Source organism: Allobosea sp. AAP35, from assembly GCF_001295925.1.
In the GTDB taxonomy this organism is placed as follows: Bacteria; Pseudomonadota; Alphaproteobacteria; order Rhizobiales; family Beijerinckiaceae; genus Allobosea.
This window is the reverse complement of the sequence record NZ_LJHQ01000037.1, coordinates 105,279-120,228: the sequence shown is the minus strand read 5'-3', so window position 1 is coordinate 120,228 and position 14,950 is coordinate 105,279. Positions and strand designations below refer to the sequence as shown.

The 14,950-nt window shown below is 67.3% G+C and carries 16 protein-coding genes; 7 read left to right on the top strand and 9 right to left on the bottom strand.

The window, feature by feature from the left end; genetic code table 11:
- The 4 genes from IP69_RS12860 (at position 1) to IP69_RS12845 (ending at position 3,883) form a co-directional block, all read left to right on the top strand.
- Positions 1–855 carry an ABC transporter permease gene (locus IP69_RS12860; protein ID WP_054143216.1) on the top strand — a complete coding sequence of 285 codons (855 nt, stop codon included), beginning with the start codon at positions 1–3 and terminating at the stop codon, positions 853–855.
- Between the two features lie 11 nt (positions 856–866).
- Positions 867–1,586 (top strand): GntR family transcriptional regulator, encoded by a 720-nt coding sequence (locus tag IP69_RS12855; protein ID WP_082359273.1) that lies wholly within the window; start codon positions 867–869, stop codon positions 1,584–1,586.
- Positions 1,587–1,642: 56 nt separating this feature from the next.
- Positions 1,643–2,854 (top strand): Xaa-Pro peptidase family protein, encoded by a 1,212-nt coding sequence (locus IP69_RS12850; protein WP_054143297.1) that lies wholly within the window; start codon positions 1,643–1,645, stop codon positions 2,852–2,854.
- Between the two features lie 93 nt (positions 2,855–2,947).
- A complete protein-coding gene (locus IP69_RS12845; protein WP_054143215.1) occupies positions 2,948–3,883 on the top strand; it encodes a dihydrodipicolinate synthase family protein in 936 nt (311 codons plus the stop codon).
- A 45-nt stretch (positions 3,884–3,928) separates the two neighbouring features.
- On the opposite strand, the gene IP69_RS12840 is transcribed toward IP69_RS12845, so the two are convergent.
- From IP69_RS12840 to IP69_RS12800, 9 genes are all read right to left on the bottom strand, one after another.
- The gene (locus tag IP69_RS12840) at positions 3,929–4,837 is read right to left on the bottom strand and encodes a DUF6282 family protein (protein ID WP_054143214.1); all 909 of its coding nucleotides are present in this window, start codon (positions 4,835–4,837) and stop codon (positions 3,929–3,931) included.
- Positions 4,838–4,850: 13 nt separating this feature from the next.
- A complete protein-coding gene (locus IP69_RS12835) occupies positions 4,851–5,588 on the bottom strand; it encodes an amino acid ABC transporter ATP-binding protein (RefSeq protein WP_054143213.1) in 738 nt (245 codons plus the stop codon).
- Positions 5,566–6,252 carry an amino acid ABC transporter permease gene (locus IP69_RS12830; RefSeq protein ID WP_082359272.1) on the bottom strand — a complete coding sequence of 229 codons (687 nt, stop codon included), beginning with the start codon at positions 6,250–6,252 and terminating at the stop codon, positions 5,566–5,568. Before IP69_RS12830 ends, IP69_RS12835 begins: the two co-directional genes overlap by 23 nt.
- 16 nt (positions 6,253–6,268) lie before the next feature.
- Positions 6,269–6,943, bottom strand: a complete 675-nt coding sequence (locus tag IP69_RS12825) for an amino acid ABC transporter permease (RefSeq protein ID WP_054143212.1) — start codon at positions 6,941–6,943, stop codon at positions 6,269–6,271.
- Positions 6,944–7,130: 187 nt separating this feature from the next.
- Positions 7,131–7,940 (bottom strand): transporter substrate-binding domain-containing protein, encoded by an 810-nt coding sequence (locus IP69_RS12820; RefSeq protein WP_054143211.1) that lies wholly within the window; start codon positions 7,938–7,940, stop codon positions 7,131–7,133.
- Positions 7,941–8,019: 79 nt separating this feature from the next.
- On the bottom strand, positions 8,020–8,994 hold the full coding sequence (locus IP69_RS12815) for a dihydrodipicolinate synthase family protein (RefSeq protein ID WP_054143210.1): 975 nt from the start codon (positions 8,992–8,994) through the stop codon (positions 8,020–8,022).
- On the bottom strand, positions 8,987–10,156 hold the full coding sequence (locus IP69_RS12810; protein ID WP_054143209.1) for an FAD-dependent oxidoreductase: 1,170 nt from the start codon (positions 10,154–10,156) through the stop codon (positions 8,987–8,989). Before IP69_RS12810 ends, IP69_RS12815 begins: the two co-directional genes overlap by 8 nt.
- A complete protein-coding gene (locus IP69_RS12805) occupies positions 10,153–11,583 on the bottom strand; it encodes an NAD(P)/FAD-dependent oxidoreductase (RefSeq protein WP_156323436.1) in 1,431 nt (476 codons plus the stop codon). The genes IP69_RS12810 and IP69_RS12805 overlap by 4 nt, the downstream gene beginning before the upstream one ends.
- A gap of 13 nt (positions 11,584–11,596) precedes the next feature.
- The gene (locus IP69_RS12800) at positions 11,597–11,884 is read right to left on the bottom strand and encodes a (2Fe-2S)-binding protein (RefSeq protein WP_054143207.1); all 288 of its coding nucleotides are present in this window, start codon (positions 11,882–11,884) and stop codon (positions 11,597–11,599) included.
- Positions 11,885–12,031: 147 nt separating this feature from the next.
- Here IP69_RS12800 and IP69_RS12795 point away from each other — a divergent pair, with 147 nt between their 5' ends.
- The 3 genes from IP69_RS12795 (at position 12,032) to IP69_RS12785 (ending at position 14,944) form a co-directional block, all read left to right on the top strand.
- A complete protein-coding gene (locus IP69_RS12795) occupies positions 12,032–12,844 on the top strand; it encodes a transporter substrate-binding domain-containing protein (protein WP_054143206.1) in 813 nt (270 codons plus the stop codon).
- 182 nt (positions 12,845–13,026) lie between these two features.
- Complete coding sequence (locus IP69_RS12790; RefSeq protein ID WP_054143205.1) at positions 13,027–14,070, top strand: hypothetical protein; 1,044 nt, start codon at positions 13,027–13,029, stop codon at positions 14,068–14,070.
- Positions 14,063–14,944, top strand: a complete 882-nt coding sequence (locus IP69_RS12785; RefSeq protein WP_054143204.1) for a DMT family transporter — start codon at positions 14,063–14,065, stop codon at positions 14,942–14,944. Before IP69_RS12790 ends, IP69_RS12785 begins: the two co-directional genes overlap by 8 nt.
- Positions 14,945–14,950: the final 6 nt, after the last annotated feature.

Here is a 14,950-nt window from a genome sequence, read left to right as displayed (position 1 = left end):
ATGAAAAACCGCCGGCCCGAGGGGCTCACCGCTTCGCTGCTCATCGGGCCGGCGACCATGGTCGTCATGCTGTCGCTGGTGCTGCCGCTGGCGCTGCTCGCCCGCTACAGCCTGAACCAGTACGACCGCCGCACCTTCATGATCGAGGCCTTCACGCCGGAGAACTATCTCCGCTTCGTGACCGACCCGTTCTACACCGGCGTGCTCTGGACGACCTTCAGCATCGCCATCGTCACGACGCTGCTGTGCCTGCTCCTCGGCTTCCCGATCGCCTACAAGCTCGCCCGCTCGCAGAGCCGCTGGAAATCGCTTGGCGTGCTGCTGATCATCCTGCCGCTCTTCATCGGTTCCACGGTGCGCGCGCTCGGCTGGATGGGTGTGCTCGGCCGCGGCGGCATCGTCGATGCGGCCTATGGCGCGCTCGGCGGCAGCGGCATCTCGCTGCTCTACACCTCGTTTGCGGTCGGGATCGGCATCCTCTCGATCAATCTGCCGTATATGATCCTGACCCTGCAGAGCGTGATCGAGGGAATCGATGCGCGGCTGGAGGAGGCCGCCGACAGCCTCGGCGCCGATCCGACGCGGCGCTTCTGGCATGTGGTGCTGCCGCTCGCTCTGCCGGGCATCGGCACGGGCGGCATCCTGTGCTTCATCCTGGCGATGAATGCCTATGCCACCCCCTTCCTGCTCGGCGGCGCGCGCTTCCAGATGATGGCGCCGATGCTCTATCGGGAGTTCGCCGTGAACAACAACTGGCCGTTCGCCGCGGCGATCGCCTTCATCTTGATGCTGACGACGCTCACCTTGACCGCGGTGTCGGGGCTGCTTGTTCAACGCCGCTACAGCGCCCAGTGAGCCGACCCGGCATGATCGCGACCCTGCCCACGCGTTCGAGAGCGCCGCTGCTGCGCCAGACCGTCACGGGGGCGGCCGTGATGGAACTCCGCCGCCGGATTCTGTCCGGCGCGGTCGCGGCCGGCGAGGCGCTGCGGCAGGACGCGCTGGCCAGGGAATTCGGCATCAGCCGCATTCCCATCCGCGAAGCCTTCCACCAGCTTGCCGCCGAAGGGCTGGTCACGCTCCATCCGCATCGCGGCGCTGTCGTCACCGCGCTGTCGGCACTCGATATCGCCGAACTCTTCGATCTGCGCGCCATGCTGGAGCCCGACCTGATCCGGCGCGCCGTGCCGCGGCTGACTGCAAGCGATTTTGCCCAAGCCGAAACCTTGCTGACCGATTACGCGGCCGCGATCGGCCGGGGCGATCTCGAAGCCTATGGCGAGCTCAACCGCGAATACCACCTCTCGCTTTACCGCGCGTCGGGCCGCAACCAGACGCTCGAACTGGTCCGCGTCCTGCTCGCCAACACCGACCGCTACACCCGCGTCCAGCTCGCCATGTCGGACGGCGCGACCACCCGGGCCAAGCGCGAACATGCCACCCTGCTTGCGCTCTGCCGCGCCGGCGACGCCGAGGGCGCGGCCCGGCTGACGCTCGACCATGTTCTCGCCGTCCGCCACGACCTGCTGCAGCTCTTGCCGCCCGGCGAGGGGTTCCTGGTCGAGCCGCAGGCGCCGGCCGCCTGAGACACAACCGCTTTCAAGGCTCCAACTTCAAAGACTGACTGACGAGGACAATGACCATGACGATCGGTGTGGGTGGATCGAGCTTCGAGGCGGAACTCGCCAAATTGAAGCCGATGACGGACGGCATCGAGCCGATCGCGGTCACGGAATTCAAGGAACGCGTCGCCAAGGCGCAAAAGTTGCTGCGCGAGCAGGGGCTGCAGGCGCTCTATCTCGATACCTCGACCAGCCTGGCCTATTTCACCGGCATGCAGCTCAACCTGACCGAGCGCCTGCATGGAGCGATCATCCCCGTCGAGGGCGAGATCGCCTATCTCAGCCCGACCTTCGAGGAGCCCAAGACGCGCGAATACATGAAGTTCGGCGACGATGTACGCTGCTGGGAAGAGCATGAGGACCCGACCGAACTCGTCGTCGAGACCATCCGCAGCATGGGCTACGAGAGCGGCCAGGTCGCGCTCGATCCGCACACGCCGTTCTACATCGTCGACGGTTTGCGCAAGGCCGGCAACCGCTTCACCTTCACCCATGGCAATTCTATCACGGCCGCCTGCCGGCAGGTGAAGTCGGCCGCCGAGATCGCCCTGATCCAGCGCGCCATGGACATCACCATGGAGGTCCACCGCGCCGCTGCCCGCGCGCTGCAGGTCGGCGTCACCACGGCGCAGACCAAGGACTTCCTCGACCGCGCCCATCGCAAGCTCGGGATGAACTGGACCAGCGGCGCCGCCCAGTTCGGCGAGGCCACGGCCTATCCCCATGGCGTGCCTTATGAGCAAACCCTGGCGGACGGCGACATGGTGCTGATCGACATGGGCACCAAGGTCGGCGGCTATCGCTCCGACATCACCCGCACCTATGTCTTCGGCGAGCCGACCGACCGCCAGCGCGAGATCTGGAACCTCGAGAAGAAGGCGCAGCTCGCCGGCTTCGCGGCGGCCCAGCTCGGCGCGCCCTGCGAAAACGTCGATTTCGGCGCGCGTGGCGTCATCGAGGCGGCCGGCTTCGGCCCCGGCTACAAGGTGCCGGGCCTGCCCCACCGCACCGGCCATGGTCTGGGCCTCGACGTCCATGAGGAATCCTTCATGGTGAAGGGCAACAAGACGCCGCTTCAGGTCGGCATGTGCTTCTCGATCGAGCCGATGATGTGCATCTATGGCGAGTTCGGCGTGCGCCTCGAGGACATCGCCTACATGGCGGAAGACGGCGCCCACTGGTTCACCCAGCCCGCCCACACCGTCGACGACCCCTTCGCCTACGAGGCCTGATCGCGATCCCTTAAGCCGGCCCGCGCAGTGCGCGCTGGGCCGGCCGGGAGCCCCACTCGCTTGACCACCTAAAAAATCCAGAGGAAGCGCCCCATGGCTTCGAATGTCTTCGCCGGCACGATCCCGGCTCTCATGACCCCCTGCAAGGCGGACCGCTCCCCCGACTTCGACGCCCTCGTGGCCAAGGGCCGGGAACTGGTCGCGGCCGGCATGTCGGCTGTCGTCTATTGCGGCTCGATGGGCGACTGGCCGCTCCTGACCGACGAGCAGCGCATGGAGGGCGTCGCGCAGCTGGCCAAGGCCGGTGTCCCGGTCATCGTCGGCACCGGCGCGCAGAACACGCAGCGCGCTGCGGCTCTCGCCGCCCACGCCAGGAAGGTCGGCGCCAAGGGGTTGATGGTCATCCCCCGCGTGCTGTCGCGCGGCCCCTCGCCTTCCGCCCAGAAGGCGCATTTCGCCGCGATCCTGGAGGCGGCCGACGGCCTGCCGGCCGTGATCTACAACAGCCCCTATTACGGCTTCGAGACCCGTGCCGAGCTGTTCTTCCAGCTCCGCGAAGACTTCCCGAACCTGGTCGGGTTCAAGGAGTTCGGCGGCGCGAAGAGCCTGATCTATGCAGCCGAGAACATCACCGGGCAGTCGGACGACATCACCCTGATGGTCGGCGTTGACACGCAGGTCTTCCACGGCTTCGTCAATTGCGGTGCCAGCGGCGCGATCACCGGCATCGGCAACGTCCTGCCCAAACCCGTGCTGCATCTGGTCGCGCTTTGCGAGAAGGCCGCCCGGGGTGATGTCGCGGCGCGCGCCAAGGCGCTCGAACTCGACGGCGCGCTCGCAGTCCTGTCGAGCTTCGACGAGGGACCCGACCTCGTTCTGTTCTACAAATACCTGATGGTGCTCGAAGGCAGCCCGGAATACGAGCTGCACTTCAACGCCTCCGACAGCCTCAGCGACGGCCAGAAGCATTACGCCCGCACCCAGCTGGCGTTGTTCAAGACCTGGTACGAGGCCTGGACCGCAGCCTGACTCCGGTCGCACAGCGCCAGGCCGGGTTCGATCCGGCGCTCGGCATCAGGGGTGAAAACTGCCGATCCTGAACAGATCGGCAGGGTTCCTGCTGCTCATGAGCCGCAACTCGGCCTCGCTGAACCCGTCCGTTTCGAGCAGCACCAGGAACTCCCGGAAGGCCTCGACCGGGGGCGGCAGCAGATAGATGCCGGCATCGCCCGAGACGATCGCCTTGTCGCCCGCCGCGCGGATCTTCGGCGTCAAATCCTGCACCGTCTTGGAGGGTGCGCGGTGCTTCTCCTGGTCAACATGGGTGAGCCCGACCTGCGTCGCATGGGTCAGGACGAAGAACGAGAACTCGCAATAGGCGCCAAGCGAAACCAGCGTCTCGATGGTCTGCGTGTCGTAGCCGCCGGCATGGGTGCGCACGCGTGCAGCCCCGCGCTTCTTCGCCTCTTCCGCCAGCGCCACCGCCTCCCAGCCATCGACATGACCGCAATCGAAGACGATGTCGCGCTCGGCGCAGAGGTCGATGATCGCGGGCACCGGGTCGGGCACCTTGCCGCTCTCATGCACGCCGAAGGCGGCTTCGAGATAGAGCCCCGTGCGCCCCTCGCGCCGCGCCACCGCCTTGGTGTGATGGGTCGGCAGCGACAGGAAGCGCGCGCCCATGCCCGGCCCATAGCCGTAGTCGACGGCATTGCGCGCCGCCTCATAGGTCACGCCGCCGGCGGTGGGCTGCATGATCAGCCCCCCAAAAATCTCGATGCCGAGATCGCCGAGCTCGGCCGCCGCCAGCGCGGCATAGCCAGACGAATTCATGAAATTGTCCATCAGCCCGATGGCGCGCATGCCGGCCGCCGCGGCCTGCCGAACCGACTCGAAGATGTTGGCGCTGCGCCCGTTGAGATGCGGGCAGGTGTGGACATGGCAATCCACGGCGCCCTTGAGGTAATGCATGCCGTAGCTCATCGGGGCTCTTCCTTCAGTGCCGCAGGATGCGGCGGACGAAATCGGCGCAGCGCTCGGTCTGCGGCGCGTCGAATATCTGCTGGGGCGGTCCGACCTCGACGACCTTGCCATCGGCCATGAACACGACCTTGCTCGAGATCTCGCGGACGAAGCCCATCTCGTGGCTGACGATCAGCATGGTCATGCCCTCGGCGGCCAGCACGCGGATGGTGTCGAGCACCTCGGCGACGAGTTCGGGATCGAGCGCCGACGTCACCTCGTCGAGCAGCAGGATCTCGGGTTTGAGCGCCAATGCCCGCGCGATCGCGACGCGTTGCTGCTGGCCGCCCGACAACTCGTCCGGATAGGCTTCGATGCGGTGCGACAGTCCGACCTTCTCGAGCAGCGCGCGCGCCTCGCGCTCGACCTCGACGGCGTCGCGCTTCTTCACGATCGTCGGCGCGATCGTGACGTTGCGCAGGGCGGTCATGTTCTGGAACAGGTTGTACTGCTGGAACACGACCGCGAAGCGGTCGCGCACCTTTTTCAGCGCGGCCGCGCTGCCATAGTCGACCTGCGCGCCCGCGACATGGACGACGCCGGCATGCGGCTTCAGCAGGCCCGTCAGCACGCGCAACAGCGTGCTCTTCCCGGAGCCGGAGGGGCCGATGATCGAGACGATCTCGCCGCGCTCGACAGACAGCGAGACATCCTGCAGGACCGGCGCCGTGCCGTAATTGGCGCTGAGCCTATCGATGACGAGATGGGGCAAGCCGGCGCTCCAGATGCGATGCGAACAGGTTCATGGGATAGCAGAGGAGGAAATAGAGGATCAGGATCGTCCCGAAGCAGATCGCAGCCGAAAAACCCTTCTGGTTGAGGATCTTGGCGGCATAGGTCAGCTCCAGAACGCCGATCTGGGAGGCGATCGAGGTGCTCTTCACCAGCCCGACGGAATAGGTCATCGAGGGCGGGATGATGATCGCCCAGGATTGCGGCAGGATCACCCGGCGAAGCGCGGTCAGCCCGCCCATGTTCATGGTCTCGGCGGCGTCCCACTGGTTCTTGTGCACGGATTCGAGCCCGGCGCGGATGTTCTCGGCCGAGAAGGCAGAGGCCGAGAGCGCCACGGTCGTTGCCGCGACCGCGAACATGCTGGCGTCGAAACCGGCGAGCTGGAAGGCGAAGAACACCACCATCAGCTTCACCAGGAAGGGGATGCGCCGGAAGATCTCGACATAAACAGTGGCGAACCAGCGCAGCGGCGCGAAGCCGACGATCCGGTCGTTGCGCAGCACCGCCAGCACGAAACCGATCAGGAATCCCAACCCGCAGCCGACGAGCGACAGCAGCGCGGTATAGGCGAAGGCCTGCCCGAGGAAGATCAGGTTGTAATAGCTGAAGAAGCGCGGGGCCTCCTCGAGGAGCGAAGCCATCAGAACACCCTGCCCATCAAAAGACTCGCCCCTTGATGCGGAAGAAGTAGCGGCCCACCGCATAGAGCGCCGCGCTCGCGACCAGGGTGAGCGCGATGTAGTAGAGCGCCGCGATCGAGAAGATCTCGAAGGAGCGGAAGGTCTGGGCGTTGATGTTGTAGGTCCGCCCGGTCAGTTCCTCGACGCCGAAGATCGCCGCGATCGAGGTCGTCATCGTCAGGATGATGTACTGGTTCGACAGGGGCGGAAACAGAACCTTGGCGATATGCGGCAGGACAACGTAGCGGATGATCTGGATGCGCGAGAAGCCCAGCGTCTCCGCCGCCTCGACCTCGGCCTTGCGGATCGACCGGAAACCGGCCCGCTGGATCTCGGTGAGATAGGCGCCCGCATTGATCGCCATGCCCAGCAGCACGGCCTGGTAGGAACCCAGCACGATGCCCCAGTCCGGCAGGGCGAAATACAGGAAGAAGATCTGCACCAGCAGCGGCGTGTTGAGGAAGAAGATCACATAGGCCTTGACCAGCCAGCGCAGCGGCCGAGGGCCGTATTCGAGAACCGAGGCGCAGACGAGCCCGATCACCCAGCCGATCACGAAGGCGATCGCCGCCAGCTGCAGCGCCAGCCACGCGCCACCGGCGAGATAGCCGAGATAGGGCGTCACCTGCCCGTATTGGAGGGTGTAGGCCATTAGGAAAGCGACCGGCTACATTGCAACACCCGCTCCGTCATTCCGGGCGAAGCGCAGCGTAGACCCGGAATCCATCGTAGAGCGTCAGCGCCCTTCGATGGATTCCGGATCGGCGCGGCTACGCCGCTTGTCCGGAATGACGGGGGTTGGGTCCCGAGGACCATCGGCTTTGGACGGCTCAGAGGCATCAGAAATACGGCGTGACGGGCACTTTCGTGTCCATCGGCTTGAGGAACCATTTCTCCCAGATCGCCTCGACCGTGCCGGCGGTGTGCAACTCGTAGAGCGCGATGTTGAGCCAGTCGCGCAGGCCATGATTGCCCTTGGCGACGCCGAAGCTCGAATAGGTGACGCCGTATTCGGGCGTCGCGACGACCTTCCACTTGATCGCCGGGAAGATCTTCAGCCGGTAGGCGACCGCATCGATGCCGTCGAAGGAGGCATCGCCCCGTCCCTGCGCCAGCGCCCGGTCGCGATCGTTGTAGTTATCGAGCAGGACGAGCTTGGCCTTGGGGAGGTTCTTTTGGATGAAGGGGATCGCGGTCGTGCCGCGCACCTGGATCAGCGTGACGCTCTCGCTGTTCAGATCGGCGAGCTTCGTGAACGGCTTCGCGTCCGTGGTGACGATCCCGTAATTCTCCGAATGGATCGGCGCGGTGAAGTCGATCACCTTGGCGCGCTCGGAGGTGCGGCTCATCGCGCCCATGACGAGGTCGACCTTGTCGGCCACGACGAAGGGAATGCGGTCGGGCGAACCGACCTGGACCAGCGTGAGCTTCACGCCGAGCTTGTCGGCCACCGCCTTGGCCAGTTCCGGCTCGAAGCCGTCGATCTCGTTCTTCTCGTTGAACAGGGCGCGCGGCGGCAGCGTCGGGTTGACGCCGACGCGAAGCTCGCCCGCCCTCAGGATCTCGTCGAGCGAGCGGGCCGAGGCCGGCGCGGTTGCGCCCATTCCGAGGCAGGCAGCGAGCAGGCAGGCGAAGCGCGACATCGTCATTCAAGCCTCCTCAGAAAGTGCGGCAGCGTTGGCATTGTATACGTTTGGCATGCAATCAGGCCACCGGCCGTCTCGCTTGTCAACGCCCGGCGCCCGCTTTCTCGACATGGGCGAGCGCCTTTTCGAGCCGGTGGTACTCCTCCGGCGGCAGCGGCGCGAAGGGCGGGCGGACGGCATCGCAGGCGAGCCGTCCCAGGATCTTCAGACAGGCCTTGAGCCGAGTCGTGGCGCGCCCGCCCGGCGCCTCGCGATAGACCGCGCAGGCCAGCGGATAGATCGCGTCATGCCAGTGTCGCGCCGCATCCCAATCGCCGGCCTGCGCCGCGCGCCAGAGCCCGACCAGCGGCGCCGGCGTCACCGCCGCGAGGCTGACCTGGCTGCCCTCGGAGCCGATCAGATAGCTTGTCAGCAGATGCTCGTCGCCGGAGCCCAGCACCGCGAGATCGGGTCGCAATCCCTTGGCGAGCCGCCGATTGGCGTCGTAGGTCGCAACCTCCCAGCTGCCCTCCTTGATGCCGCAGACGCGCGGCAGCGCGACCAGCCCGGCCAGCGTTGCGGGGTCATAGGGCATGGCCCCTGCCCCGACGGGGGCCTGGTAAAGCAGGAAGGGCAGGCTGCAACCGGCCATGGCGTGCCGGTGGTGCAGCAGCGCCGAGTCGCGGTCGCGGAACAGACCCCAGGCATTGGGCGGAAACAGCAGGATCGCGTCGGCGCCGGCCTCCTCCGCATCACCAGCATGCAGCGCAGCCTCAAGGCTGGATTCGGCGTTGACGCCGCTGGTGAGGAAGACGCCCGGCCCCAGCACCTCCCGGCAGATCGCGACGACGCGGCGCTTCTCCTCGCGGTTCAGCAGGAAGTTCTCGCCGGCATGGCCGTTGATCAGCAAGCCCTCGATGCCGTCATGCCCCGCCACCATCGCGACGTGATCGGCCAGGGCCTGCTCGTCGACGCGGAAATCCGGCGTCATCGGGCAGATCGTCGCCGCATGGATGCCGGTCAGGCGCGCGATGGCGGCGGCGACACCACTGTCAGATGCGATGACGGGGTCAGACATGCTGTGGCTGTTCATCGGTGGCTCGGCCTTCGGCGGCGGAAGGGGTGGTCTCGGCGGCGGGCGGGGCCAGCAGCCGGTCGATCGGGAAAAGCGGATCGGCGGGCTGCTGCCCGAGGATGCGCTGGGCCAGCAGCCGCGCGATGTAGGGGCCGCTGGTGTAGCCGGAATGGACGCTGCCGCAGATATAGGCGTCGGGGATGCCCGGGATGGGCCCGGCCGCAGGCAGCGCGTCGCGGGTTTCAGCCTCCAGCCCCGCCCAGGCGCGCGCCAGCCTGGCGCTGCGCAGCGCGGGGATCGCGTGGCAGGCGAGGCGCATATTGCCGACGAGGCTTTCAGGCACGATTTCCGCGCCACCGCGCGCACGGTTGCCCCTGCCCTGCCAGCCGCCGCCGATCACCACCGTGCCGTGCGGATACTGCTTGAGCGACAGCAGCCCGCTGGCGATGCCGACGACGGTGCGCATGACCGGCGCCACACGCTCGGTGACCGCGAGCTGATTCACCAGCACCTTGATGGGCAAGTCGATGCCGAGCCAGGCCGCCATCTCCTCGAGCCAGACGCCACCGGCCAGCACGATCCGCTTCGACCGAACGGGGCCCGACGCAATCTGCACCGCGAAGCCTCCGTCCTCGCGATCCACACCCGACACCGGCGTCTGCTCGCGCAGATCGACCCCGGCCTCGATCAGTGCGGCGCGATAGGCCTGGCCCGTCAGATAGGCGTTGGCGTAGCCATCGACCTTGCAATGCCCGGCGAGCAACACGCCTTCGCCGAGCCCCGGCTCGACCGCGTGCGCGGCCTGCGCCGAGATCAGCTCGATCGGCGCGCCCGCCTCGCGGCGCTTGCCGGCACGGAAGCTGAGCAGTTCGGCCTCGCGCTGCGTGAAGGCGAGCGAGAGCCCGTCGCAGACGACGACGCCGACATCATGCCCCAGCCACTCGCGCGCCGAGGCCCACATCGCATGCGCCTGAAGCGCGTAAGGGATCAGCGCCACCCGCGTCATCTGCATGGTCAGGGTGCCTGCATTCACGCCCGACGCCTCGCGGCAGAGGCTGCCGCGCTCGAACAGCACGGTCCTCATGCCGGCGCGGGCGCAAAACAGCGCCACCGTCGCGCCATGGATGCCGCCGCCGACGATGGCGAGATCGTAGGGCGCGCTCATAGCGGGGCCGGCGTCGGCACGGGGATGTCGGCATAGTCGAACTGGCCGAGCAGATCGGCCAGCGGCACCGGCCGAAGCGGCGGCCGCCCGGTCCAGTAGCCCACCGCCTCGCGCGAACCGACATGGCGGGCGAGCAGCGTCGCCGCCGTCTCGCCGCACATCCGGCCCTGGCAGGGGCCCATGCCGCAGCGGGTGAAATGCTTGAGCTGGTTGATCTCGCGCGCGCCGGCCGCGATGGCGGCCTCGATCTCGCCGCGGCGGACATCCTCGCAACGGCAGATGACGGTCTCCGGAGCGAGCGCCTCGACCATCGCCGGCCGCGCCCGCATCAGCCGGTTGATCGCTCCAGCGAAGACGAGCATCCGGTCGCGCTCGGCTTGAACAGAGGCGGCCTCGCGCTCGAAGGCGGCGGGCGTCAGCCGCCCGGCGTCATGCGCCACCGCGAGGCCCGCGAGATGGCCCGAGAGCCGCGCCGGCTCGGCGCCCGCGACGGCCGCTCCGTCACCGACCGCATAGAGCCCCGCGACAGAGCAGCGCCCGAACGCATCGCGCTCCGGCGCCCAACCGCCCGCCTCCGGCGCGTAGCGATGCGCCGCCCGCAGCAGCTTCGGTATCTCGCTGCCCGGCACCAGCCCATGGCCGATGGCGAGCGCATCCGCTTCAAAGACGCGCGAGCGGCCGCCCGTCAGCCGCCCCTCCGCATCAACAGGCGCGACCGTCACCGCCTCGCAGCCTTCCTCGCCGGACACGGAAGTGACCGTATGGCGAAACAGCACCGGCACGCGTGCGGCGCCCAGCTTCAGCGCCCATCCGAGCCCCTGCCGAAGCAGATCCGGCCGGCTCGCCATTCGGGGCAGCGCCTTCAGCCAATCGCCGGGGCCCGCGAGATCGACAACCGCGGCAACGATGCCGCCGCCGGCGACGATCTTGGCTGCGACAGCGGCGAGCAGCGGCCCGCAGCCGGCGACGACCGTGCGCCGGCCCGGCACCATACCCTGCGATTTCAGCAGGATCGTCGCGGCTGCGAGCCCGATCACGCCCGGCATCGTCCAGCCTGGAAAGGGCACCAGCCGCTCATGGGCGCCGGTCGCCGCGACCAGCCGAGGTGCGGTGAAACTCTCGTTCCCAGACGCCATCACCGCATCGACCCGAAAAGCATCCGAGATCGACCAGACGCGCGCGCCGCCACGCCACATCACGGCGGACGCCGCGACCTGGTCGCGCAGTGCATCACCCAACCGCTCGTCGGCGCCCTGGCGCTCGGGCGCGACCGAGAGGCCCGGTGGCGGGGCGCGATAGACCTGTCCACCGGGCGCCGCTGCTTCGTCGAGCAGCACGACGGACAGGCCGGACCGGCAGGCGGCCAGCGCCGCCGCAGCGCCGGCCGGGCCGGCGCCGATGACGATGAGATCGGCGTCCCGCGCCATCGACGCCGCCATCTCAGACCGAACCCCTCAGTTCGATGCGAAGTCCGTCCTCGACACCGACCTGGCATGATTGCCGCAGCACGCCATCGACCCGCACGACGCATTCCTGGCAGACGCCCATGAAGCAATAGGCACCCCGCGCCACGCCATCACGGGGGCTGTGGCGCAACCGGACGATCCCCGCTGCCATCAGCGCTGCTGCCAGCGTCTCGCCGCGATGGGCCCGCACAGGACTGCCATCGACCTCGAAGGTCACGGCCGCGCCGCGCTGGAACCCGTCCGCAATTCGCAGAGCCGTCATCTAAAAGCACACATTCCTGGTCCGCCGCCGCTTTACATGGACAGCCTAGTGTATACACTCCGTAGACAATCGGTGCAATGTGGCCGGCCGTCAAGAGCCTGGCATGGCGCAACCGAGGCGTTTCAACCGACATGTCTGAGGGGACTCATGCTCAATAAATTCGCGCTCGGCCTGGCCGCGCTGCTCGGCCTCGCCACCGCCGCCCTGCCGATGACCGCAGGCGCCCGCTCGCTCGACGAGATCCTGAAATCGGGCACGCTCAAGGTCGGCGTCAATCCGACGCTGCCGCCACTGGCCAAATTCGACGACAAGAACCAGATCGTCGGCTTCGACGTCGATTTCGCCACCGAGATCGCCAAGATGCTCGGCGTCAAGCTCGAGATCGTGCAGACGGGTTCGCCCGACCGCATTCCCTTCGTCGCCTCGGGCAAGATCGATCTCGTCATGGGCGCGATGACGCGCAATCCCGAGCGCGCCAAGGTCATCGACTTCACCGTGCCCGTGCATACCGAGGTCTTCGGCGTGCTGACGACCGAGGCCAAGCCCTACAAGGACTGGAAGGAACTCGACAATCCCAACGTCACCCTGATCCAGGTGCGCGGCACGACGCCGGTCAAGTTCATCGAGGACAACCTCAAGCAGGCCAAGGTCACGCTGCTCGACAATTATCCCGACGCGGTGCGCGCACTGGCGCAAGGGCGCGGCGATGCGATGATCGACGTGATCGACTTCGTCGGCGAGCAGATGAACCGCTTCAAGGACGTCAAGTGGAAGGTCGTCGAGACGCCGGTCGACGTTTACTACTGCAGCTTCGGCCTGGCCAAGAACGCGACCGGCCTGAAGGACTGGCTCAACGTCGCGATCTTCGAGATGCACCGCCGCGGCAAGACCGACGAATTGTGGATGAAGTGGTTCGGCATCAAGATGCTCAACCCGACCGGCTTCACGCCGTATTTCTGAGCCCGTCCTACACAAAAACGAGTCGTCATCCCGGACAAGCCGCGTCAGCGGCGCTGCTCCGGGATCCATCGTAGAGCGCAGTTCCCTACCATGGATCCCGGCGCTCCGCTTCGCTACGGCCGGGATGACGAAGCTGTTGAACCAACATGAGCCAATCGCAGACCGCCCGGGCTTAAATCGATATGCCGCCTGACCGCCCCGCCGCCCCCGGCGAGATCCAGACCGTCTGCGGCCCGCTCGCGCCCGCCGACCTCGGCCCGACACTGATGCACGAGCATCTGCTCTGCGACGTCACGCCGCCGGAGCTCGCCGCACTGGGCCTTCCCGAGGTCGAGATCACGCCCTGGAACGCAGCCGAAATCCGCTACCACTGGTGCCGGCATTACGGGAACCACATCCTCTCGGACGTGGCTGAGATGACGGAAGAAGTGCGGCTCTTCCGCGAGAGCGGCGGCCGCGCCATCGTCGAGCTGACCATCGAAGGCATCAAGCCCGACCCGCTCGGCCTGAGGGCGATCTCTCAGGCGACCGGCGTTGCGATCGTCGCCGGCTGCGGCGTCTATATCGAGAGCTTCGCCGGCTGGGCCCTGACCACCCGCTCGACCGACGACCTCGCCGCGCTGATGATCGCCAGCGTCCGCGATGGTCTTCGCGGCACCGATGTGCGCGCCGGCATCATCGGCGAGATCGGCATCAGCGACCCGCCCACTCCGGGGGAGTTGCGCGCCCTCACCGCCGCGGCCATCGCGCAGCGCGAGACCGGCGCCAGCATCAACGTCCATCCGGGCCGCGACCCGGCCTCGCCGCTGCAGGTCGTCGCGCATGTCGCAGCGGCGGGGGGCGACGTCACGCGCCTGATCATCAGCCATCTCGACCGCACCTTCGCGACGCTCGACCAGGCGCTGGCGCTGGTCGAGACGGGCGCGGTGGCGGAGTGGGATTTCTTCGGCATCGAATCCTCGCACTACCCCTTCGCGCCGATCGACCTGCCCAATGACGGCATGCGGTTGAACCTCATCGCCGGGCTTTTCGCGCGCGGGCACGGCGCGCAGGTGACGCTCTCGCAGGACATCTGCACCAAGACCCGGCTCAAGCGTCATGGCGGCCATGGCTATGGCCATCTCATCGAGAATGTGGTGCCGATGATGCGCCGCAAGGGATTCGACGAGGCGATGATCGACCAGCTTCTGACCGAGACGCCGCGCCGGCTGCTCACCCTTGTCTGAGGCCGGCGCCGAGGCCCCGCGGCGCGGCCGGCGCGACATCGTCATCGGCGCGCTGCTGATGGTCGTGGCGACCTTCTGCTTCGTCAGCCTCGATTCGATCCTCAAGGCACTGGCCGCGCGACACGACGTGCTGTTCCTGGCCTGGGGACGCAACCTGTTCCAGGTCGTCTACCTCATCGCCGCCATGCCGTTTCTCGGCGCGCGGCGCATGCTCGTGACGCGACACCCCTTCATTCAGCTCTGTCGCGGCGCGGCGCTGGTGGGCACCACCGTCTTCATCGTGCTGGCGCTGAAGACGATGCCGCTGGCGCAGACCTATGCGATCACCTTCTCGGCGCCGCTGATCGCGACCATCCTGGCGATGATCTTCCTGAAGGAGCAGCCTTCGCTGCGGCGCTGGGCCTGCATTCTGGCCGGTTTCGCCGGCGTCATGGTCGCCTTGCAGCCGACAGCGCCCGGCGCCGGCGGCTTTCTCGTCTTTCCGCTCGCCATGGCGCTGGCCAATGCCGGCTATCATGTGCTGACCCGCGCCATCGCCGGTGACGAGGCCCCGCTGGCGATGCTCTTCCATGTCGGCTTCTTCGCGCTGCTGATCACCTCGCTCGCTCTGCCCTGGTCCTGGTCGCTGATGGCGCCGTGGGAATGGGGTTTGCTGGCGGTGGGCGGCGCCTTCGGCACGCTGGCGCATCTCCTGCTGATCGAGGCCTTCCGGCGCGCACCGACCGCCGTGATCTCGCCGATGATCTATTCGCAGATCATCGCGGCCTGTCTGATCGGCTATCTCGTCTTCGGCGAGGTGCCGACGCTGGCGACGCTTCTGGGCGCAGCCATTGTCATCGCCAGCGGCGTGGCGCTGATCCGCTCGCGTGGCTGAGACGGG